This is a genomic window from Bacillus sp. KICET-1, from assembly GCF_027721405.1.
GTDB lineage: Bacteria > Bacillota > Bacilli > Bacillales > Bacillaceae > Bacillus > Bacillus velezensis.
On record NZ_CP113515.1, the window covers coordinates 1,080,745 to 1,102,870 of the forward strand.

The 22,126-nt window shown below is 46.1% G+C and carries 26 protein-coding genes, 1 pseudogene and 2 riboswitches; of the genes and pseudogenes, 20 read left to right on the top strand and 7 right to left on the bottom strand.

Annotated elements, in window-relative coordinates; translation table 11 throughout:
- Window positions 1–35: 35 nt before the first annotated feature.
- The 12 genes from OVA33_RS05515 to OVA33_RS05570 all read left to right on the top strand — a co-directional run bounded on the left by OVA33_RS05515 (window position 36) and on the right by OVA33_RS05570 (window position 6,705).
- Entirely contained in the window at window positions 36–485 is a 450-nt protein-coding gene (locus tag OVA33_RS05515) for a hypothetical protein (protein WP_017418575.1), read from the top strand.
- A gap of 57 nt (window positions 486–542) precedes the next feature.
- Window positions 543–956 carry a WapI family immunity protein gene (locus OVA33_RS05520; protein WP_017418576.1) on the top strand — a complete coding sequence of 138 codons (414 nt, stop codon included), beginning with the start codon at window positions 543–545 and terminating at the stop codon, window positions 954–956.
- Between the two features lie 10 nt (window positions 957–966).
- A complete protein-coding gene (locus OVA33_RS05525) occupies window positions 967–1,374 on the top strand; it encodes a YxiG family protein (RefSeq protein WP_063636544.1) in 408 nt (135 codons plus the stop codon).
- Between the two features lie 158 nt (window positions 1,375–1,532).
- A complete protein-coding gene (locus tag OVA33_RS05530) occupies window positions 1,533–2,126 on the top strand; it encodes a hypothetical protein (protein WP_025650038.1) in 594 nt (197 codons plus the stop codon).
- A gap of 14 nt (window positions 2,127–2,140) precedes the next feature.
- Window positions 2,141–3,001, top strand: coding sequence for a hypothetical protein (locus OVA33_RS05535; RefSeq protein ID WP_025650039.1), 861 nt, complete (start codon window positions 2,141–2,143; stop codon window positions 2,999–3,001).
- Between the two features lies 1 nt (window position 3,002).
- Window positions 3,003–3,386, top strand: a complete 384-nt coding sequence (locus OVA33_RS05540; protein WP_025650040.1) for a YxiJ family protein — start codon at window positions 3,003–3,005, stop codon at window positions 3,384–3,386.
- Window positions 3,387–3,395: 9 nt separating this feature from the next.
- Window positions 3,396–3,671, top strand: coding sequence for a hypothetical protein (locus OVA33_RS05545; protein ID WP_025650041.1), 276 nt, complete (start codon window positions 3,396–3,398; stop codon window positions 3,669–3,671).
- Window positions 3,649–4,122: a DUF2716 domain-containing protein gene (locus OVA33_RS05550; protein WP_025650042.1), complete on the top strand. Its 474-nt coding sequence runs from the start codon at window positions 3,649–3,651 to the stop codon at window positions 4,120–4,122. The genes OVA33_RS05545 and OVA33_RS05550 overlap by 23 nt, the downstream gene beginning before the upstream one ends.
- 46 nt (window positions 4,123–4,168) lie before the next feature.
- Window positions 4,169–4,534, top strand: coding sequence for an SMI1/KNR4 family protein (locus OVA33_RS05555; protein ID WP_025650043.1), 366 nt, complete (start codon window positions 4,169–4,171; stop codon window positions 4,532–4,534).
- Complete coding sequence (locus OVA33_RS05560; RefSeq protein ID WP_025650044.1) at window positions 4,521–4,856, top strand: hypothetical protein; 336 nt, start codon at window positions 4,521–4,523, stop codon at window positions 4,854–4,856. Before OVA33_RS05555 ends, OVA33_RS05560 begins: the two co-directional genes overlap by 14 nt.
- The gene (locus OVA33_RS05565; RefSeq protein ID WP_025650045.1) at window positions 4,837–5,211 is read left to right on the top strand and encodes a hypothetical protein; all 375 of its coding nucleotides are present in this window, start codon (window positions 4,837–4,839) and stop codon (window positions 5,209–5,211) included. Before OVA33_RS05560 ends, OVA33_RS05565 begins: the two co-directional genes overlap by 20 nt.
- Before the next feature lie 54 nt (window positions 5,212–5,265).
- Entirely contained in the window at window positions 5,266–6,705 is a 1,440-nt protein-coding gene (locus OVA33_RS05570) for a DEAD/DEAH box helicase (protein WP_071182071.1), read from the top strand.
- A 31-nt stretch (window positions 6,706–6,736) separates the two neighbouring features.
- Here OVA33_RS05570 and OVA33_RS05575 read toward each other — a convergent pair whose 3' ends face one another.
- Entirely contained in the window at window positions 6,737–7,987 is a 1,251-nt protein-coding gene (locus tag OVA33_RS05575; RefSeq protein WP_128974149.1) for an MFS transporter, read from the bottom strand.
- 171 nt (window positions 7,988–8,158) lie between these two features.
- Between OVA33_RS05575 and OVA33_RS05580 the strand changes: the two are divergent.
- Window positions 8,159–8,251, top strand: a pseudogene (locus OVA33_RS05580) (CAT RNA binding domain-containing protein); the annotation flags it as partial.
- A gap of 214 nt (window positions 8,252–8,465) precedes the next feature.
- On the top strand, window positions 8,466–9,197 hold the full coding sequence (gene bglS, locus OVA33_RS05585) for a beta-glucanase (RefSeq protein ID WP_017418586.1): 732 nt from the start codon (window positions 8,466–8,468) through the stop codon (window positions 9,195–9,197).
- A gap of 41 nt (window positions 9,198–9,238) precedes the next feature.
- Here the strand turns inward: bglS and citH are convergent, their stop codons facing one another.
- Window positions 9,239–10,519: a citrate transporter CitH gene (gene citH / locus OVA33_RS05590; RefSeq protein WP_003227205.1), complete on the bottom strand. Its 1,281-nt coding sequence runs from the start codon at window positions 10,517–10,519 to the stop codon at window positions 9,239–9,241.
- A 200-nt stretch (window positions 10,520–10,719) separates the two neighbouring features.
- On the opposite strand from citH, the gene OVA33_RS05595 reads away from it, so the two are divergent.
- The 4 genes from OVA33_RS05595 (at window position 10,720) to OVA33_RS05610 (ending at window position 14,163) form a co-directional block, all read left to right on the top strand.
- Window positions 10,720–12,771 (top strand): catalase, encoded by a 2,052-nt coding sequence (locus OVA33_RS05595; protein ID WP_025650048.1) that lies wholly within the window; start codon window positions 10,720–10,722, stop codon window positions 12,769–12,771.
- 41 nt (window positions 12,772–12,812) lie between these two features.
- Window positions 12,813–12,959, top strand: a complete 147-nt coding sequence (locus OVA33_RS05600) for a hypothetical protein (RefSeq protein WP_017418589.1) — start codon at window positions 12,813–12,815, stop codon at window positions 12,957–12,959.
- Window positions 12,960–13,040: 81 nt separating this feature from the next.
- Window positions 13,041–13,349, top strand: a complete 309-nt coding sequence (locus tag OVA33_RS05605) for a hypothetical protein (RefSeq protein ID WP_017418590.1) — start codon at window positions 13,041–13,043, stop codon at window positions 13,347–13,349.
- 139 nt (window positions 13,350–13,488) lie between these two features.
- Window positions 13,489–14,163, top strand: coding sequence for a DUF3298 and DUF4163 domain-containing protein (locus OVA33_RS05610; RefSeq protein ID WP_017418591.1), 675 nt, complete (start codon window positions 13,489–13,491; stop codon window positions 14,161–14,163).
- 47 nt (window positions 14,164–14,210) lie between these two features.
- On the opposite strand, the gene OVA33_RS05615 is transcribed toward OVA33_RS05610, so the two are convergent.
- A complete protein-coding gene (locus tag OVA33_RS05615; RefSeq protein ID WP_014419242.1) occupies window positions 14,211–15,404 on the bottom strand; it encodes a NupC/NupG family nucleoside CNT transporter in 1,194 nt (397 codons plus the stop codon).
- Window positions 15,405–15,539: 135 nt separating this feature from the next.
- Window positions 15,540–15,640, bottom strand: a riboswitch (purine riboswitch).
- A 362-nt stretch (window positions 15,641–16,002) separates the two neighbouring features.
- Here OVA33_RS05615 and OVA33_RS05620 point away from each other — a divergent pair.
- Window positions 16,003–16,884, top strand: a complete 882-nt coding sequence (locus OVA33_RS05620; RefSeq protein WP_017418592.1) for a methyltransferase domain-containing protein — start codon at window positions 16,003–16,005, stop codon at window positions 16,882–16,884.
- Window positions 16,885–16,918: 34 nt separating this feature from the next.
- Here the strand turns inward: OVA33_RS05620 and OVA33_RS05625 are convergent, their stop codons facing one another.
- The 4 genes from OVA33_RS05625 to pepT all read right to left on the bottom strand — a co-directional run bounded on the left by OVA33_RS05625 (window position 16,919) and on the right by pepT (window position 20,859).
- The gene (locus OVA33_RS05625; protein WP_017418593.1) at window positions 16,919–18,055 is read right to left on the bottom strand and encodes a 5-methyltetrahydropteroyltriglutamate--homocysteine S-methyltransferase; all 1,137 of its coding nucleotides are present in this window, start codon (window positions 18,053–18,055) and stop codon (window positions 16,919–16,921) included.
- 77 nt (window positions 18,056–18,132) lie between these two features.
- Window positions 18,133–18,219, bottom strand: a riboswitch (SAM riboswitch).
- Between the two features lie 83 nt (window positions 18,220–18,302).
- A complete protein-coding gene (locus tag OVA33_RS05630) occupies window positions 18,303–18,779 on the bottom strand; it encodes an LURP-one-related/scramblase family protein (RefSeq protein ID WP_025650049.1) in 477 nt (158 codons plus the stop codon).
- 103 nt (window positions 18,780–18,882) lie between these two features.
- Complete coding sequence (locus tag OVA33_RS05635; protein WP_003150808.1) at window positions 18,883–19,050, bottom strand: hypothetical protein; 168 nt, start codon at window positions 19,048–19,050, stop codon at window positions 18,883–18,885.
- A gap of 576 nt (window positions 19,051–19,626) precedes the next feature.
- Window positions 19,627–20,859, bottom strand: coding sequence for a peptidase T (gene pepT / locus OVA33_RS05640; protein ID WP_128974148.1), 1,233 nt, complete (start codon window positions 20,857–20,859; stop codon window positions 19,627–19,629).
- Between the two features lie 210 nt (window positions 20,860–21,069).
- Between pepT and galE the strand changes: the two genes are divergently transcribed.
- The gene (galE, locus tag OVA33_RS05645) at window positions 21,070–22,086 is read left to right on the top strand and encodes a UDP-glucose 4-epimerase GalE (protein ID WP_065180333.1); all 1,017 of its coding nucleotides are present in this window, start codon (window positions 21,070–21,072) and stop codon (window positions 22,084–22,086) included.
- Window positions 22,087–22,126: the final 40 nt, after the last annotated feature.

The following is a 22,126-nucleotide window of genomic DNA, read 5'->3' on the forward strand; positions in this document are numbered from 1 at the left end:
GTAGTAAATGTTCTGAGTTCTGAACGAGGTGTAATATGAAAAAAATCAACCTGAATTCTATTACACAGAAAGAGATCTTACAAATAGAAAAACAATTTGAACGAATAGCATTAAATAAAATAAGAAACAATCAAGAAAAGTTTAGAAAAATGGGTTTGAAAATTGAAGCTGCTTTTGGAAGAGTCGGACACGAAAAAGAAATAGGAAAAGAAGTACGGCCCTCAGATTGTTTTGAGAGTACCTATAATTCATTGATATTTTTTTCTGCAGCTTATTTGGACGGCACCGACTTTCACGATAATGAAGACGGCTATTGTGTAGACCACTTAGATATATGGGTTTGTGAAAAAAAGTTGTTTTCAGGTAAAGCTGGATATTTATCAGATCTAGAAAGTGATGAAGAAATCGCAAAAGAAATTCAAAACAAGATAAATGAATTGTACTTAGAAGCGGCAGAAATGATTGAAATGTTAAATGAATCCTAGTCTATTAATGTAAGAGAGGTTCTCAGCCTCTCTTTTCACCCAAAACGAGGAGGCAGCATGGCTAAAATTAGAGATGATTGTCTGGAACTTGACATAACACCGAGAAGGTATCAAGAGGCGGAGGATGATCCTTTTATCTCAACAATGTTTGAACTGTTAGAACATAATAAAGTAATCGCTCGCGATTACTCCGCCGCTTTATTAGAAAGTGAATATAAAATGCTGATATCAGGGATTGAAGCATTATTAGCAGGGAATCAAGATAGGATACGTTTAGAAACAATTGAACCATTTTTTATTTTGAGTATTGATAAAGAAAACGAATATTACAGATTTATAATTAGATTTGTGGAAAATCATTCAAATACAACTTTCTATAAATTGAACTGTAATGAAGAAAAGCTAGAATTTTTCGTGAAGACTTTAAAATCAGATCTCAAAGACACAAAAAATCCTCCAAAACGTCCTTAGGAGATAAACAATGTACAAAACAATAATTGATTGGGTTGATTATATAGATGAGGGGTGCGCTGTCCTTCATTTTGATTTTAATGTGTTTAAAAAAGAACTTTCACTTGATATTAAGGTTTTTGAAAAAGAAAGTGAATATACACATAAAATATTATTTCAAAATGTAGCATCTGTTTATTTTAGCGCAGATATTGGCGATATGAGATTAGAAAAAATAGATCCCGAAGAATACAATTGGCAAGTATTTGAGATGAGTTATCATCCGGAAGGAATCGGAAATCTATCAAATTCTGTAATTCCGGAGTATCAATCAAATGCTAACTTTCTCATTGACATGAACAGAATGCTGATTGCTGTAGAAGCTGAAACCGTTCGCTTTGACGACCAATCATTTTATACGTATCGTTCGAAGTCATAAATAAACAAATAAGAGAGGTTCCCAGCCTCTCTTTTCTTAAAGGACAGAAACCAAACCGTGGATCTGCAGCAAATACATTTATACGTTGGAAACCGTTTATTCCACACAGAATATGGCTGTGAGCTTGCGTATAAACCCCCGAAAATAAGAGGTACAAGATGCATCCCTTTTTTATAAAGAACACAAAGGAATCGGCAGTCTTTCAATCCCAGATATATTCCTTATTTCATGAAGACAAAACGTTGCCCGAACAAGTATTTAAACAACAAAAACATTATTATCTATTCGAGGAATTCCACTGGGTCTTGTCTGAAGAAGGCTGGATGATGCTCAAAAGTTTGGCGCATCATCATCACGATGAATTTATCTTAATGGCCGTTCTGGAACACTCGGATGATATGAATCGGTTTTACGAGAAATTCGGATATTTTAACTGGTTAAAGATCCCTTTGCATATAACTGCAGATGAATATCTTTCAATCTTAACTGATTATCCAAAGCACAGTAAAAATGACTGTATATTGAACATTGCATCTCGTGTTGTTTGGGCTTCACCGACTTTCAAGTGGGCGATTTACGGAGAGAGAGAATTTGAAATTTGTATTTTAGGCATTGATCAGGAGATTGCGGGAAAAACGTTAGAATCATGGAGGCCGTTAGATGATCATGTTTTAGACTGGATATCAGTTGTATTCCCGGATCAGATCGTTCCGGATGAATTTCAAAAAAAGCTCGCCGCGCATTATAAATAGCAAGGGGCAATTACATGAAAATAAAAATGAACAAGATACACGATGAATCAGTAAAAGGATGTTTTTGTCACTTTGACAACTGCGGACGTCAGTATCTTGGACGGCATCAGAATGGCGGTCTCTCGTTTACAATCACGGATGAATCCGGCGATACCCGAGTGATTCATATTGATGAACAAATTCCGTGTGAGGATATTATGCTGTTTCAACAGAGTTCGGCTGACAGGTATGTGCTGATTTTCTTTGAATCGCATGAGCATAAAGTGAAAGTATTTTCAGCAGATGGAACAGAACAAAGTGCATTTTCTCTGCCTTCAGGGGTTTCATGCAGTCTTTTGGACGAAAAACAAAACCTTTGGATCGGTTTAAGTGATGAAGGCATTTATAGCGATGAAAATCCTGATGGTCAAAGTGTGCTGTGCTTCACTTTAGACGGACAATTAAAGGAAACTCACATTGATCAGCAGCTTTCAGAAATATATGCGCCCGTTGTAGATGACTGCTATGCGCTTGCGGAAAAAAACGGACTGATCTACATGCTGTATTACTCTTATACAGTCATTGCTGCGTTTGATGAGACGGACGTGAAACGAGTGTGGATTATTTCTGATAAAGCATGTTCAGGGGTATATGATCAGCTTGCGATTTCAGATGACGGGTTTTGGATATGCAAAGATGATCATTCACTGTCCTTCATTCCGGCTGATGTCAGTCTGCCGGTGCAAGAGGTAACGTGCTGTGATCCGGATGGCCGTGAGCTTTCGGGGCATCAGCTGAAGCTGACAAGTAATGCCATTTACGCGGTCTCGACTTCGGGGATCTACAAGCGGGATATAAGTAATGGGAAACAAAATGAATTCTTTTCGGCTAAATGAAATGTTGAGATCCAACAGATATTCTTTAAATGATGACCTCATCAGAAACCTGAAGTTTCACAAAAAAGAATTGAAGGGTCCGCTGCCCTCAGATGCGGGGAGTTTTGAAGAAGACTTTGAGGGGGTTGCCTGCGCGGGGGATTTTTATGAATATTTCGCGCTTGTCTGCGGCAGCTTAGATGTTGTTTTGGCGAATAAACAAATGCCTAAGTGGCAGCGTAAAGCCTTATATAAATCCTTTTTTGAGCTGTATCCTCAATATGCGCATCTGGAAAACGCTTTAACAGATTACCCGGAGCTCAGCCGGGACATCGGGCGGCACGAACGGGCCAGGAGGCTGTTAGTCAGCATTTTAAACAATTCGAAAGGCAGGCTTCTAACATGAAAGAACACAATGGCAGAATGTCTGAAGAAGGCTGATCTGATCCTGAACGGTCAAGCGGCAAGGGAAGAAGTGTCGGATTGGGCGTGTGAGTACGTGGCTGCACATGATCCGGAGGTTGAGGATGAAAACGTTTGGGAGATGCTCGTGTATTTGAGCGGGTTTGTTCTGAAAGATTCGCCTGATTCGTATCTGCATACGATTGAAGAATTAAAAGATTGGATGGCAGAGGTGAAACATTTGAAACCGCGGGAGGCAGAAATATATGAATTGGCATTGTTTGAGTGAGGAGGAGACAGAGCAATTGTGGCGCAGGGTGAATCGCGCAGTGAAATGGAAACCGTACAGTAGATTTGCTTCAATAAAACCTCCGAAGCCGTTTCAAGTTTTTAATGTATCTCAAGGATTCAATGATGAAAAAGGGAATATCAGTTTTTTGGAAGATGCAGAGGTGCAGATACTAAAGGCATTTCAATCTTGTACCTTAAAGCAAGAGTTTATATATGCGCTGGACTGGCAGCATGAATGTTATCTATTTAATCCTCATGCGCCAATTGATAAAGATGAATTCGGCGAATGGCTGGTCCCCGTTATCCCAAACGGAGACTATTGTTTCTTTATTCATCAGGACTTTCAGTGGGGGCTGTCAGGGGATCCGCGGCAGCAAACCATTACGGTTTTTGGCTCACCGCTAATAAGGGCGATAGAAAGAAACGCTCCTGTCTTATTTCAAAAGTGAATGCCGCTTGCGAATGCATCTCATGTTTTATGGGGGAGGAATAACGATGACAGAAGAAGAGTTCAGGGCTGCGGAAAAAAGCTTGAGAGCGTCTTTTCCGAAAGCATATAAACGGCTGCTTCATAAAAAGAACCCCGCGGAAATCGGGGAGTGGATTTTTTTCCCTATCCGTGAACAAGGCCGTTTACAGAAAACCTGGGATGATGTGATCAGGCAAAACAGTGTGTGCAGAGAAGAAAGCATGCCCGACGACATGATTGTAATTGCCGACAACGGAACCGGGGATAAGCTGTGCTTGAAGAAAGCGGACGGCGTAATGGAGGAGACCGTTTATCTGTGGGATCATGAGACTGCCGGCGTTGAATTGTATGCCGCTGCTATAGGGGAATTAATAGAAAATGAAAAAGAATAAGTGGCTGATTCATGAGATTTTAGAATTCCGCCTCTTCCGGGAAGGGGAGATTTCTGTAATTGAGTTGGCGTTTTCCTCCGAGTATGAACATCAGCTCATTCATGTAAAGCTCACATGCAAAGACGTTTCTTCCGTTCGGATAAAAGAAATGGAGAGTCATGCGGCTGGTTCAGGCATTGTAACAATTGATCCTGTTGCTGACGGCGATGATGGACGGCACTTTCTCATAGAGGAGTGGGAGGATCAAACGTTCCGCTTTTACTGCCGTCAATATGAAGCAGCAGAGGAGAAGGAGGCGCAAAATGGAGTGGCACAAACATGAGAAAGCAGTTCTGCTGGGGCCGGATTCGCCGGGTTGTTTTGAATTGACGGAGTTTACTTTCTATACCGGGTATAACGAGTATTATGATAAAATCCCGGTGTTTGAGCTGAAGCTGACTGACGGACAGTATGATGCCGTGCTGCGGTTTGAGGATGTGAGGTCTGCCCGGCTGGATGATCTTGAAAGCATCACCGACATCCATCTGGATATCAGCCCGGTCGACGGCGGCTGGGAATCGATCCGCTACTATGTCAATGACGGGGAAGGAAGCATGAGCTTTTATTGCGCCAAATGGGTCGTGCTCGACATGAAGAAAAAGCAGTCCCCCGAACGGCCCGGCAAAACGTCAGGGTAAAGCGGCGGCATTTCGCGTATAATGAGGGGAGCCGGACAGAGAAGGAGTTTAGTCATGAATGAGTTTAATGAATATGCGATCAGCCCCGAGATCCGACGGGCGCTGAATGGCTTGCAATACACCGAGCCGACTGAAGTGCAGCGGCGCGTCATCCCCGCCGCGCTGCAAAAAAAAGACCTCGTCGTCAAATCGCAGACGGGCAGCGGCAAAACCGCGGCTTTCGGCATTCCGATCTGCGAGCTTGCGGAGTGGGAGGAAAACAAACCGCAGGCCCTGATTTTAACGCCGACCCGCGAGCTTGCGGCGCAGATTAAAGAAGATATCACGAATATCGGCCGTTTCAAACGGATAAAAGCCACGGCGGTTTTCGGAAAAGCTTCTTTTGACAAACAGAAAACCGAACTGAAGCAAAAAAGCCACGTCGTTGCCGGAACGCCGGGACGTGTGCTTGATCACATAGAAAAAGGGACGCTGCCGCTTGAGCGGCTGGCGTATGTGGTGATTGACGAAGCGGATGAAATGCTGAATATGGGATTTATTGAACAGGTGGAAGCCATCATTCAGCATCTGCCGAAAAACAGAGTCACCATGCTGTTTTCAGCGACGCTGCCGGATGACGTCGAGAAGCTGAGCCGCACATATATGAAAGACCCTGAATTGATTGAAGTAAAAGCGGAAGGCCTGACGACAAAAGACATCGAGCATTTTGTCACCAGAACAGAAGAAGAGGACAAAACATCTTTGCTGCGTGATGTTCTGATCACCGAAAACCCGGACAGCTGCATCATATTCTGCCGGACAAAAGAAAGGGTCATCCAGTTAACCGATGAGCTGGACAGGCTGGGCTACCCTTGCGATAAAATTCACGGCGGTATGGTGCAGGAAGACCGCTTTGACGTCATGAATGAATTCAAGCGCGGCGAGTTCCGCTATCTCATTGCGACCGACGTTGCCGCCAGAGGAATTGATATCGAAAACATCAACCTCGTCATCAATTATGATATTCCGCTTGAAAAAGAAAGCTATGTGCACCGCACAGGCAGAACGGGCCGCGCCGGACACCGCGGACTGGCCGTTACGTTTGTGACGCCGTCTGAATCGCGGTTTCTGAATGACATTGAGACATATATCGGTTTCCGCATCCAAAAGCGGGAGGCGCCGTCTGAGAAAGAAACAGCGGAACGGAAAGCGGCATTTGCGGAAAAATTGAACGCCCGCCCCGATGTCAAAACAGACAAAAGCGAACAGTTAAACAAAGACATCATGAAGCTGTACTTTAACGGCGGGAAAAAGAAAAAACTCAGAGCGGTCGATTTTGTCGGGACGATCGCGAAAATCGACGGCGTTTCAGCCGATGATATCGGGATTATCACGATTCTGGACAACGCATCGTACGTCGAAATTCTGAACGGCAAAGGCCCGCACGTTCTTGACATCATGAAAAATACGACGGTCAAAGGCAAAAAACTGAAAGTCCATAAAGCCAAGAAATAAAAAAAGAAAGCCTGCCGCGTGCAGGCTTTTTTTACGCCGTTTCCTCAGGCACAAACGCAAGGATGGCAATGCCGATTACAAATAACAAAATCAGGCTGAACACGGCGGCTGACGAATTTCCGGTCAGCTGGGCGGTGACGGCAATCAAAAGCGGGCCGATAATCGAAGCGAACTTGCCGAAGATATTATAAAAGCCGAAAAACTCATTGGCGTTCTGTTTGGGGACAAGCTTTGCAAAGTAAGAGCGGCTCAGCGCCTGAATACCGCCTTGGGAAGTGGCGACAAGCATAGCCAAAACCCAGAAATCAAAAGCGGAATCCATAAAATAAGCATACGTGCAGACAATCATATACACGCCGATGCCGGCATAAAGCATTGTTTTTCCCTTAAACCGTTCGGCCAGCCGCCCGTACAAAATTGAAAAAGGCGCGGCGACGACCTGTGTGACAAATAAAACAATCAGCAGATTTGCCGCGCTGATGCCGAGGTCAGCCCCGTATGACGTGGACATCGTAATGATGGTGCCGACCCCGTCGATGTAGAAGAAATAGGCGAGCAGAAACAAAAACAGCGCCCGGTGCTTCCTGATCTGCTTCAGCGTGCCGGCCAGCCGTATAAAACTGCTGATCACAAGCCGCGGCTCCCTCTCGATATAATAGCGCTGGCGGACGCGGAGAAGGAGCGGGATCGAAAACAGCCCCCACCATGCCGCCGTAATCAAAAAGGCAATGCGGCCCGCAGTCTGGGCGGACAGCGGAATCACCTCCGCTTGTGCTGACAGAATCACGGCAATGCTGAGGAGAAAAGGGATTGTACTGCCGATATAGCCCAGCCCAAACCCCCTGGCGGACACCATATTCATCCGCTCCTTTGCGGCCACATCAACGAGAAACGCATCATAAAACACATTAGATCCGGCAAAGCCGATCGTGGAGATCGTATAACAAATTAATAACAGCATCCAAGATTCGCCGGGAATCAAAGCCAGCGCGGCGGTGCCCGCCACACCGATCAGAAAAAAGAAGGCAAAAAACCGTTTCTTGCATCCTTTGTAGTCGGCAATCGTTCCTAAGACGGGGCTGAGCATCGCCAAAATAAAAGTCGCGGCGGCAATCGTATAGCCCAAATAAGCGGTGGAATCAGCTGCGCTGACGCCGTTTTCCGCCGCCGCCGCTTTAAAAAACAAGGGGAACACCGCCGTCATAATAATGACCGAATAAGCTGAATTGGCCCAATCATACAGCATCCAGCTGCTTTCTTCTTTCGAAAACCGTTTCATCACACACGCTCCTTCCCAAAAACCGGTTCTCTGCATTATATGCGCCTCTGCCTCATCGTTGGACAAAGATTTCTGAACGGCGTTTTCTGATTGACATGGAGATATTGACCTAGTTCAAAAAGAATGTACAATCAAGGTGTAGCAGGTAAATGGTCAGGCGGGAGGGAGACAGAATTGAAGATTGCGAAAGTCATTAATAATAATGTCGTCAGTATCCTCAAAGAAGGCAATCAGGAATTGGTCATCATGGGCCGGGGCATTCCATTTTAGTTTCCTTGTATTTATTTTGTCTTACATTCACATATGACTTGGTTAAGGCAGGCAAAACCTAAATTACAATGAGCGCTGATTTCTGTTTGTGCTGATGGTAATTTAGGTTTTTTAAGATTCATTATTATCATTATTCTGACCGATGTCCCCTTTTAACAGAATCATGTATGATCGATAAAGAAATCGCTTTCAAAGAAAGGGGAATGCCGACATGTTTTATCGTATGAAACGAGTGCTGCTGCTTCTTGTCACTGGATTGTTTTTGAGTTTGTGTGCGATCACTTCTACTGCATCAGCTCAAACAGGCGGATCGTTTTTTGAACCTTTTAACAGCTATAACTCCGGATTATGGCAAAAAGCAAATGGTTACTCCAATGGAGATATGTTCAACTGCACATGGCGTGCAAATAATGTATCCATGACGTCATCAGGTGAAATGCGTTTGGCGCTGACAAGCCCGTCTTATAACAAGTTTGACTGCGGGGAGAACCGCTCCGTTCAAACCTATGGCTATGGACTTTATGAAGTCAGAATGAAACCGGCTAAAAACACAGGGATCGTTTCATCGTTCTTCACTTATACAGGTCCAACGGATGGCACTCCTTGGGATGAGATTGATATCGAATTTTTAGGAAAAGACACGACAAAGGTTCAATTTAATTATTATACAAATGGCGCGGGAAACCATGAGAAGGTTGCGGATCTCGGATTTGACGCGGCCAATGCCTATCATACGTATGCGTTCGATTGGCAGCCAAACTCTATTAAATGGTATGTCGATGGGCAATTAAAACATACTGCGACAAGCCAAATCCCGACAACACCGGGAAAGATCATGATGAACTTGTGGAATGGGATAGGTGTCGATGACTGGCTCGGTTCCTACAATGGTGTAAATCCGCTATACGCTCATTATGACTGGGTGCGCTATACAAAAAAATAATGTACAGAAAAGGATTTCCGCCAACGGAAATCCTTTTTTGATTAAAACGAAATAATCCCAATCAAAAGCGCCGCAATCGTCATCACAATCGTTGTTCCCACGGCCCATTTAATAGTGAATTTTTGATGATCGCCAAAGCTGACGCCTGCCATTCCAACCAATAGATAGGTGGAAGGCACTAGCGGGCTGAGCAGATGCACAGGCTGCCCCAGCAAGGAGGCCCTTCCGATTTCAGCGGCGTCTATTCCGTAAGCGGAAGCGGCTTCGGCGATGATGGGAAGGACACCGAAGTAAAAGGCGTCATTCGACATGAAAAAGGTGAATGGCATGCTGACGATCGCAGTGATCAACGGCAGGTGCGGGCCCATGGCATCAGGGATGAGTGAAACGAGAGAATGCGCCATGGCATCCACCATTTTTGTGCCGGAGAGAATGCCTGTGAATATGCCCGCAGCAAACACCATTGAGACAACGTTTAACGCATTACCCGCATGCGCCGAGATTCGTTTCTGCTGCTCTTTGACATTTGGATAGTTAACCATCAAGGCAACGGCGAACGCAGTCATAAAAAGAACAGGAAGCGGCAGCAGGCTGGTGATCAGTGCGGCCATCAGAGCGACAGTCAGCAGCAGGTTAAACCATTGAAGAGCGGGGCGCTTGAGCGGTGCGGCCTCCGGATCGGAAGACGGTGCGTGATCAATCGAAATGACGCCGAGCCGCTTCCGCTCTTTCTTTCCGAGGATATAAGCAACGGCGATCACCCAGAGAATGCCGGCGATCATAGCGGGAATCAGCGGCGTGAAGACCTCTGACGTGTCCAATTTTAAGGAGGCCAAAACCCTCGCAGTCGGGCCGCCCCACGGGATAATATTCATAACCCCCGAACCGAGCATCGCTATTCCCGCTAACACCAAACGGTTCATGCCGAGCCGTTTGTAGAGAGGCAGCATCGCTGCAATGGTAATCATATAGGTTGTTGTCCCATCTCCGTCCAGCGAAATGGTCATGGTCAGAACCGCTGTGCCTACGGCGATTTTTAACGGATCTCCTTTGACAAACGATAAGATTTTGGCAATGAGAGGATCAAACAGGCCCGAGTCAATCATAATGCCGAAATACAGGATGGCGAATAACAGCATGATACCGGTAGGGGCGAGGTCTGTAACGCCCTGAATCATCATCTCGCCGAGATCTTTGCCAAATCCGCTGATCAGGGCGAACACAATAGGAACGACAATCAAAGCAATAAGAGCGGAAAGCCGGTTAGACATAATAAGGTACATAAAGACAATCATCATCACAAAACCGAGTATGGCAAGCATGATATGACCTCCCCTATTCAACAGCTTTTTTGGTAAGCGCTTCCATCCTTTCTTTCTGTGAAGAAGGCTTATTTCAAATGTGTATGACCGCATATCTATATGTAGACCAAAAATCCTAATGAGCGGATTAGCAGTTTATATGAAGAACGCCACGGGTAAATGTGCTGTAGAATGTTTCGTTTTAAAAAGGGGGAGCAGACATGTGTGAAGACCAAAACAAACGTGTAAATGAACACTCAAAGGACGAGCAGCTTGAGCAGTACAGGGCCGATAACAGCGGGAAGAAAATGACGACAAACCAAGGCTTGCGGGTGTCAGAGGATGAGCATTCGTTAAAAGCCGGGGTTCGCGGCCCGACGCTGATGGAGGATTTTCACTTCCGGGAGAAAATGACGCACTTTGACCACGAGCGGATTCCGGAACGAGTCGTTCATGCACGCGGGTACGGCGTTCATGGGCATTTTCAGGTGTACGAACCGATGACGGAATATACACGGGCGAAATTTTTGCAGGACCCGTCTGTCAAAACACCTGTTTTCGTCCGTTTCTCAACAGTGGCGGGCTCCAAGGGGTCAGCCGACACCGTCCGTGACGCCAGGGGATTTGCGACGAAGTTTTATACTGAAGAAGGGAACTATGACCTCGTCGGAAACAATATTCCGGTGTTCTTCATTCAGGACGCGATCAAATTCCCGGATCTCGTTCACGCCATAAAACCGGAACCGCACAATGAAATGCCGCAGGCTGCGACGGCTCATGATACGTTCTGGGATTTTGTCGCAAACAATCCTGAATCCGCGCACATGGTCATGTGGACGATGTCTGACCGCGGCATCCCGCGAAGCTATCGGATGATGGAGGGCTTCGGCGTGCATACGTTCCGTTTCGTCAACGAGAAAGGAAAAGCGCGCTTTGTCAAATTCCACTGGAAACCCGTGCTCGGCGTTCATTCCCTCGTATGGGATGAAGCGCAGAAAATTGCCGGGAAAGATCCCGATTTCAACCGCCGCGACCTGTGGGAAACGATTGAAAACGGCGGCAAAGTCGAGTATGAGCTCGGTGTTCAGATGATTGACGAAGAAGATGAATTTAAGTTTGATTTCGATATCCTTGATCCGACGAAGCTGTGGCCGGAGGAGTTGGTTCCCGTCAAGCTGATCGGAAAAATGACCCTCGACCGCAATCAGGACAATGTCTTTGCGGAAACGGAACAGGTCGCCTTTCACCCGGGAAATGTCGTGCCGGGCATTGATTTCACCAATGATCCGCTTCTTCAAGGTCGGCTTTTCTCTTATACAGATACACAGCTCATCCGTCTTGGCGGGCCGAATTTTCACGAGATTCCGATCAACCGGCCGGTCTGCCCGTTCCATAACAACCAATACGACGGCTACCACCGGATGACGATTAATAAGGGTCCCGTCGCCTATCATAAAAATTCCCTGCAGAACAATGATCCGTCGCCGGCCTCAGAAGAAGAAGGCGGATACGTTCATTACCAGGAAAAAGTAGAAGGCAGAAAAATCCGCCAGCGCAGTGAGAGCTTCAATGACTATTTTTCTCAGGCCAAGATGTTCTGGAACAGCATGTCTCCCGCTGAGAAAGAACATATCATCTCCGCGTTCTGTTTTGAAGTCGGAAAAGTGAACAGCAAGGATGTGCAGCAGCAGGTGGTTGATGTCTTCAGTCACGTCGACGCCGGGCTAGCCGAGCGTGTTGCGAAAGGAATCGGCGTGAACCCGCCGCCGAAGGACCGTGAATCTGATGAAACGTTCACTTCCCCGGCCTTAAGCCAGGAAAACACGGTGAAGACGGCAGCGACAAGGCAGGTTGCGGTTTTAACCGACCACGGGTTTTCTGATGAGAAAGTCAAACAAGTGCTTGATGCATGCAAACAGGCGGGAGTCAGAGCCGATATCATCAGCCCCGCGCTGGGAACCGTCAAGGGAGAAAACGGCACGGAGCTCGAAGCGTCAGCCACTTTCCTGACAGCGGATTCCGTCCTGTACGACGCTGTTTTCATTCCGGGCGGAAAACAAAGCACAGACAGCCTCAAAGCCCAAAAATCGGCCAGAGACTTCGTCAGCGAAGCCTTCAGCCATTACAAAGCGATCGGCGCCTCCGGTGAAGGAAAAGAACTTCTCGCCCTCGCCGCCGGAACCGAAAACGGCCCAGGCCTTGTTCCGGACGGAAACCATGAACAATTTCTGAAGGCCGTGGCTGAGCATCGGCATTGGGACAGAAGCATATAAGAATGAAAAAGCGCCTTTTATGAGAGGGGCGCTTTTTTATTGTGAAAGTGAAATATCTGAACGAAGCATTAATATTGGGAGAAAACGAAAATGGCTTCCGTGCAAATCCGTCCCTTCCGCTGTCCGGGACATTCAGACAACAGTTTTTAGAGAGTCAGGGCATGCGCTATTTAAAGCAGTCGGGTTGATGAAATAATATGTTTCACCCTCTTTGGTTTACTTCCGCTCTGTGTTTGTGTATCTTAGGGGTAGATTTTCTGGAGGAGCGAATGATAGTGAAGCCGTTTACCGAAAAACAACTCGAAGAATATTACCGGCGTGACGAAAACATGATGATTTTGGTGTTTGCCCAATGGTGCGTCAATCATGACCTTGATCCGATGGCCATTTACAGCAAGGCTTATCCCGGACAGCCTTTAAACGAAGAGCTGCGAAAAACGGCTGAAGAACTTGTCGTGCCGAAGGAGGAATCAGAACGGATTCCTGATCAAACCGTTATCGGCGTTTTGGAGATGTTCGGCAACTCCGATTTGGCGGAAGCCGTTTATGAAGCCATTGCGCAAAGACCTTCACGGTAAAAGAGGCGTGGATTTTCCATGTCTCTTTTTTTATGGAGAAAATGTGAAAGAAGGCCCAGAAACAATTTGCTGATCTGCGCTGTCTATAGAGTGTAAACCGTTTTCAAAAAGGGAACGGTAATGAAAAGGAGGAGTTGTGATGAAAAAGGCATTCAAAATGATGGCGGCCGTGCTCTTAACAGTGCTGACAGCCGCGCCGTTCGGAGGTTTCGCGCCTTCAGCCGAGGCCGCGCAAACCGCAAAGCCCGTCGTCAAAAGCCAGACGTATAAGCATGTAAAGCAGCTGACATACCCCGAGGTCACAAATACGGGAAACGCATCTTTTGAAAAGAAAATCAATCAGGACTTCAAGCGCTATATTGAACAATCGTACAAAGAATATGTGAAAAACAAAAAAGACGGTGAGAAACAAGGCTACAAAGCGGAATACCAGGCAGATTTCAAGGTGAAGTATAATCAAGACGGCAAGCTCAGCATTCAGACGGAAGACTACAGTTACACAGGCGGCGCACACGGGCTGACATCCGTTCAGACCTTTAATTACGACTTGGCCGCAAAAAAACGGGTCACACTCGATAATGTGCTGAATACAAAAACGAAAGCTAACAAGACGAGAGACTATCTTTACGGTTACATCAAGAAACATGATGATCTGTTCGATCAGGACGTTAAAAAACAGGAGATCATCCTGAATAACGAAAGACCTTTCTTCTTTACGAAAAACGGCATTGCCGTTGTGTTCGGACAATATGATCTCGGACCGTACGCGGCAGGAATCCGGGACGTTTTCGTACCTGCATCCGTCTATCAATAAAAAAAAGCGATATCACTCCAAAACGGAGCGGTATCGCTTTTTTTCTATTACCAGACAAACAATCCGACAATCGCCGCGCTCAATAAGGAAACGGCAATTCCGCTGACAAGCAGCTTCCAGACGTTTTTTCCGATGATGGCTGATTTTTCACCATCAAGCAGAGATTGATAAGATCCGTAGATCATACCGATGGTGCTGAAGTTTGCGAATGATGTCAGGAATGTCGTAGCCACGGCAATCGTGTGCGGCGGAAGTGAATTCAGCTGCCCTTTCAGATCGGCCATTGCCACAAATTCATTCGTCGCGAGCTTGATGCCCATCAGCTGTGCGACATACATCGCGTCATGTCCGCCTAATCCGAGAAGGAAGGCAAACGGACTGAAGATGTATGAGAAAATCTTTTGAATGGTCAAACCGTGCATGAACAATCCGAGTACGCCGTTTAACGCGGCCGTTAACGCCACATATCCGATCACCATCGCTAAAATGACAATGACCATGTTCATGCCGACAAGCATACTGTTAGAGATTGTGGAGAAGAAGTCTTTTTTCTCCGCTTTTGAAGGAACGTAAATAATATCATCCTCTTTAGAAACGTCCACGGGATTCAGCATATTGGCGATTAAAAGGGCGTTTAAGCAATTCAGCGGGATGGCTGTAAACACATAAGTGGACGGAACCATCGTCAAGTACGATCCGATGATCGAGCCGCTGATGCTGCTCATGCTCATCAGCCCGAATGTCAGAAGCCGATTGTTGCTGACGGCGGCAAGCTGCTGGCGGATGACGGCTAAAGCTTCCGTATTTCCTAAAAACATCATCTGGATGGAGAAAAAGCTCTCCAGCTTCGGCAGACGGGATATTTTAGAAATCAGCCAGCCGATTTTATCAATGAGCCACGGCAGAATACCGAAATACGACAGCATATCAAAGAAGGTCACGACGAAGATAATCGGCAGCAATGCGCTGAAGAAAAAATCAACCGTCGGATTGGCCATGACAGACGGAAAAGCGAACGCAATTCCTTGACTGGCGCAGGAAATCAGCCATGTAAAGAACGCGCCGATCTTCCCGATGACAAAGCCGCCGACTTTTGTCCCTAACATAAACCAAGTAATCAGAAACTCAAAGACGAGGAGCATGACAATCGGACGCCATTTAATCTTCTTCTTGTTGGGAGAGCATAAGAAAACAACAGCCATGACAACAATGAGACCGACAATGTTCAATAAAAAGTACATGTGAGCAACTCCTATAAGGGTATTATGGAAATAAAAAAAGCTCTTATTCGTCACAAATTCCTGAAAGCCAGAAAGTGTGATAAATAAGAGCCAAAAGAAAAGAATAGACAGCGTCATATGCTTTTCACTCGTTCAAATTTATGCAAACTTTCTTGTAGTCTAGTCTTTTACGGCACTAGGTAGAAACAATCAGACCATATTACTGATCATATACAAGAATAACGATATTACATGAGATAGCAGTATTTTATCGTTTCAATTTTTGAAAATCAACCTTTTTAGATATTTTCAAAATAATAAATTTATATTATAAATAAAGAAAATAAAGGATGTTCATAAGTAATTGGATAATAAAGGTTTAAAATACCCCCAAAAACCGTTCCGGTTCATTGTAAAGACGGGATGCAGCTGATAAAATGGATCTGAGGGCACAGCCTTCAAAAGACGGCAGAAAAGGGGTCATTTTCGTGATCATTCAGTTCATTCGTTACAGATAATGAGAGGTATAGATAAATAGGTTAAACCTTCCAATTTGGCGAGGTTTATTTGTCTATGCCTTTTTCATTTCATCGGAATAACGAATGAATGAGGTGTTTTTTTGACGTCTATAAAAAGAAAACGCGCGGAATTACTGCAATCATGCCAGTCCGTGTTCAGGTGTCCGCTATGCCGGTCGGCCATGGCGGTCTCACAATACAAAAGCTTGATTTGCGGACAGGGGCATACATTTGATATATCAAAACAAGGATATGTGAATTTCCTCAATAAATCGGTCAAAACCCGCTATGACAGGCAGCTGTTCGAAGCGAGACGCGAGCTTTTTGACAGCCGGGAATTTTTTGGGCCGGTTCAAAAGGAGATCGCCGCCGTCATCAGCCGTAAGCAATCTCCGCATAAACCGGCGGCGATATTGGATGCGGGATGCGGAGAAGGCTCTCATTTAGCCGCCGTATGCAAATTGCTTCAGCCCGCTTTTTCCGTGACGGGAATCGGCATTGATCTCTCGAAAGAAGGTGTGCTGCATGCCGCAAAGGCCTTCGGGAATCATTTGGTTTTTGCCGTCGCTGATGTGGCGGATGCGCCGTTTGCCGACAGCTGTTTTGATGTCGTGATGTCTGTTTTATCACCTTGGAATTACAAGGAATGCAGCAGGCTTTTACGAAAGGGCGGCACAGTCATTAAAGCGGTGCCGCGGCGTGATTATTTGAAGGAAGTAAGGGAATTCTTCTTCGGAGACAGCCCTCGGCGGAATGACACCGCCGATTCTGCGGCCGGACGATTCCAAGCGGGCTTTCAAACCTTTGAGCGCAAACGGCTGTGTTACACGAAGACCTTAGCGCAGCCTGACCTCGAGCGGCTTGTGAAAATGACGCCCTTAACATGGAAATGTACTGATGACAGCATCCGGCGGTTCATCAGCCGGAAAGAGGCTGCTGTCACGATAGATATCGATATTTTAATCGGAACCGGTCCGCTGTAAAACGGAAAAGACACGCTAATCGCGTGTCTTTTTTTTATTTCCAGACTTCACCGGCAATGTTGACGACATGGCGCAGTTTTGCCCATTGCTGTTCTTCTGTGATCAGGTTTCCTTCCTCAGTGGAGGCGAATCCGCATTGCGGGCTGAGGCAAAGCTGATCCAGGCTGACATATTGTGAAGCTTCTTCAATCCGGCGTTTAATCGCGTCCTTGTCTTCAAGTTCGCCATGTTTCGACGTAATCAATCCAAGCACAAGCTGAAGATCAGAGCGTTTGACATAGCGGAGCGGTTCAAAGCCGCCGGAGCGGGAATCATCATATTCCAGGAACAATCCGTCAAGGTCAAGCCCGTCAAAAATCGTTTCAGCCGCTGCATCATAGCCGCCTTCAGCCGTCCATGTGGATTGGAAGTTGCCGCGGCAGATATGCATCGTAACCTTCAGATCGTCAGGGCGGTCCTTGATGGCGTCATTAATGGAAGCGGCAAACAGCTTGCGCAGCTCATCCGGCGTTGTGCCGAAAGCTTCAATCTGACGAAGCCCCGCTTCTGATAAGAAAACGGCCCATGCGGTGTCATCGAGCTGAAGGTAGCGGCACCCGGCGTCATAGAAAGCTTGAATCGCTTTTTTATACGCCTTTGACACATCGTGCTGAAATTGTTTGTAATCATTCTGGTAGGACGCTTTTTCCAATTTTCCGCGGAAAAACAGCATATTCGGACTTGGGATGGTCATTTTCGGAACAGCATCGCCGGCAATGCTGTGCAGGAATTTATAATCTTCGAGCATCGGATGCTGAGAAAAATCAATATCTCCCGTTACTTTAATGCCGCGCGCTTTCGTCTGTACGTTGTGAAACTGAATGCCGCTTTCAGGCGTAAACGCTTCGACGCCGTCTAAATTTTCGAGAAAATCAAAATGCCACCAGGCACGGCGGAATTCGCCGTCAGTCACGACATTGAGGCCGGTTTCTTTCTGCTTTTCCACACTGCGGATGATTTCTCTGTTTTCGATTTCGCGCAGCTGTTCTGCCGAAATCTCACCCGCCGCTCTTTGCAGGCGGGCTTGCTTCACAGCCGTCGGCCGCAGCAGGCTTCCGACCTGATCCGCGCGAAACGGCGGGTTTTTTCTTAGAAGCGTATGCAATGGTTGTTCTGTGTTTTGCTGTGACATGAACGATTCCTTCTTTCCTGATGAAATATAAAAAGCTCTTCCCTCGGATAGGGAAGAGCTTGCGTCCGCAAATCTCAACCTTATCTTCAGGATTTAGCACCATTCTGCTGAACAGCGGTTGCCGGGTATCATAGGGCCAGTCCCTCCACCTCTCTTGATAAGGAAATATGCTATTTTTCAGAATAAACTGTAATACTCTTAATCTTAGTATGTTTTCTCATATTGTCAATATATTTCGATAAATATTTTATTTATCACCCTCAAATAGAATCATATCTATCACAATGGCGATCGCGAGACAAAGAACGATATCCTCTTCCTTTTCAATCTGCAAATGATAGGAATCGCCCCAGCTCATCCATGATTTGGTGACGGTCATCCGGTTTGATTTTCCGTCTGTCACTTGAAAATTCCGGCCCCACACATCGCCGGTAAGATCCCAGCCGAGTCCGGAAATTTCAAATTTCGGTTTGAAAAACGTGACTTTCTTGATGACTTGGCAGACGGGTTTGCCGCTGACGGAAATCTCGTAACGGGGAACGAGCGACATCAGTTTCTGATTGACGCTGGCGAGCGTGCGGCCGTCCAAATCAGTCAGCTTCAGTTCATCACCGAATGAAAACAGCTTTCCTTCAACATTGTAGACTTCTTTTCCGCTTTCAAGAAACACTTGAAAACGATTCTTAAACGTCAACATCCGCTCTTTGATATAAAAATGGTACATAAAAAAACTCCTTTTTTATGTTGTACGAAAAAAGGAGGCGGATGGTTTCATATCGGCCGGGTGCATAAAAAAAAGGCTGCCGATTTTGCGGCAGCTGTCGTTTTTATGATAGCGGCATCCGGCGTTTTTGACGGATCGCATTTAAATCAATGATGTTATTCGTGTCGGCAGCTGTCACCAGCGGGCTTGTCTTTGGCGTTTTCCGGCGGTTGTCCTTACTGAAAGAGAAAACAAGATACCCTGTCAAAGCAGCGAAAATAAGTAGCATCATTTTACATACCTCCCAAAAAAAGTTTTGGTATTATTATTGTACGAAAAAACAAACGAAAAGTATTCAAACAATTGTCACTTTTTTAAAAAATAACGTCATTTTCCGTAAAAATGACTATGGGTTGAAGAAATTTTGCTCTTGTTGTGGTTCTATAGATTGTATCGGCTGATGGATGATCATCGTTTATATAACTTTTTCACTATTTTTTGTAAGTGTCTAATTAACTACTTCAGTGTTTTCGTTTGCCTTGTGTTATTCAGTACCCTAAAAAACCGTATGATATGCAAAATAACTGCTTCTAACAGATGACTGCGAGTTGACAGCGCTTTCTTTATTTTTTTAACGAAAACGAGATGTTATCTTAAAAAAATCGTTTGAACATTTTCCGCAGTTTTTTAAAAGGATTTGATTTCGTCTCCAGAACACGCGGGTCTTTTAAGGTTTTTTTCAATTCTTTCGCTACAGTCCCTCTTGCCATAGTCTTCACTCCTTCTTTCCATTTCATACCTTATATACGGAAAGAAAGAAGGAAAGGTTTCATGTGAAAGAAAAAAACCAAAGCAGGGGGCTTTGGTTTTAAGCGCGCTCTTCAAAGAGCCTGGCGATTTCAACAATGACGTTTACCGCCTTTTCCATATGATCGACGGAAATGTATTCATATTTTCCGTGGAAGTTTTGGCCGCCCGTGAAAACGTTCGGTGTCGGCAGTCCCATGTAAGAGAGCTGTGAGCCGTCGGTTCCGCCCCGGATCGGTTCGATAATCGGTTCGATGTCGAGGTTTTTCATGGCCTGATAGGCGACATCGACTATCTCTTTGACCGGTTCGATTTTTTCTCTCATGTTGTAATATTGATCACGCAGTTCAAGCTTGATGCTTTCCTTGCCGTATTTAGCCGCCAGCGCATCGGCGGTTTTCTGCATATATTCTTTTCGTTCTGCAAAGCGGTCTCTGTCAAAGTCTCTGATGATGTACGACAGGGCGGCTTCAGAAACGTCTCCGTTCATGGAAAGTAAATGATAGAAGCCTTCATACCCTTCCGTATATTCCGGCGCTTCTTCTTTCGGCAGTGCGTGATGAAATTCCATCGCGATTTTTGAAGCGTTGATCATTTTGTTTTTCGCCGTCCCCGGGTGGACGCTTTTTCCGTAACAAGTAAGCTTTGCGGCGGCTGCGTTAAAGCTTTCATATTGCAGTTCGCCGAGGGGGCCTCCGTCTATCGTGTAGGCGAATGCGGCGTTGAAGCGGCCGACATCGAATTTGTGAGGGCCTCTGCCGATTTCTTCATCGGGCGTGAACGCGACCCGGATCGTTCCGTGTTTGATGTCCGGATGTTTGATCAAGTACGCCATTGCCGTCATGATTTCGGCAATGCCCGCTTTGTTGTCGGCTCCGAGCAGCGTCGTGCCGTCTGTTGTAATCAGCGTCTGGCCTTTATAGCGGGAAAGCTCCGGGAATTGCTCAGGCGACAGAACGACATTGAGTTTGTCATTCAAAACGATATCATGTCCGTCGTAGCTCTCAATAATCTGAGGATTCACATTTTTTCCGGTAAAATCGGTCGCGGTGTCCACGTGAGCCAGAAAACCGACAGTCGGCACGTCTTTATCCGTATTCGCCGGCAGAGTCGCCATGACGTACCCATTGTCATCGACTGTGATGTCTGTCATGCCGATCGACTTTAATTCATCTGCCAGCATGTTGGCCAATGTCAGCTGGCCGGGGGTTGAAGGGCAGTTTTCATTGTTTTCGTCAGACTGTGTATTGACTTTTACGTAAGAGGTAAAGCGTTCAATGATTTCATTTTTCATACCGTCATCTCCTTTGTCTTATCTTACCATGCGCGGGGGAGGGATTTCTATTTCACAACCCGTTTGAATCGAGGGCTCTGTTTTTTACGCGAATGAAAATAAATTATGAAGAAACGATGACTAAACGATTAAACTTTTTGGAAATGGATGATTGAGGAAGAAAAAACCGATATAATATGGTCAATTCATTCAATAGGGGAGGCTTTCTTCATGGCGATTTTAGTGACAGGCGGAGCGGGTTATATCGGCAGCCACACATGTGTCGAGCTGTTAAACGGCGGCTATGACATCGTGGTTCTGGATAATCTGTCAAACAGTTCACCGGAAGCATTGGAGCGTGTGAAAGACATTACCGGAAAAGGGCTTGTGTTTTATGAAGCGGATCTCCTTGACCGTGACGCCGTTCACCGGGTGTTTGCTGAAAATGAGATTGAAGCCGTCATTCATTTTGCGGGATTAAAAGCCGTCGGTGAGTCTGTGGCTGTTCCGCTCCGTTATTATCATAATAATCTGACGGGAACGTTTATTTTATGTGAAGCCATGCAGGCACACGGTGTGAAAAAAATCGTCTTCAGTTCTTCAGCGACGGTTTACGGCGTTCCGGAAACAACGCCGATCACTGAGGATTTTCCTTTAAGCGCCACCAATCCTTACGGGCAGACAAAGCTGATGCTGGAACAGATTTTACGCGATCTGCATAATGCGGACTCTGAATGGAGCATTGCGCTGCTCCGCTACTTTAATCCGTTCGGCGCGCACCCGAGCGGCCGGATCGGAGAAGACCCGAACGGCATCCCGAATAATTTAATGCCGTACGTCGCACAAGTCGCTGTCGGCAAGCTTGAGCGATTGCAGGTGTTCGGCAATGATTATCCGACAAAGGATGGCACCGGCGTGCGGGATTACATCCATGTCGTTGACCTTGCCGAGGGCCATGTCAGAGCGCTCGAAAAGGTGCTGAACACAACGGGCGCCGACGCCTATAATCTCGGCACGGGAAGAGGCTACAGCGTTCTGGAGATGGTCAAGGCGTTTGAAAAAGTATCGGGAAAAGAAGTGCCGTACCGTTTTGCCGACCGGCGCCCGGGAGACATCGCCGCATGCTTCGCAGACCCGGCAAAAGCGAAGGCTGAATTAGGCTGGGAAGCAAAGCGCGGGCTTGAAGAAATGTGCGCCGACTCTTGGAAGTGGCAGTCCTCCAATGTGAACGGGTACCAAAAGGTGTAAAAAGAAAGAGACCTTCAAATGGTGAAGGTCTCTTTTATTA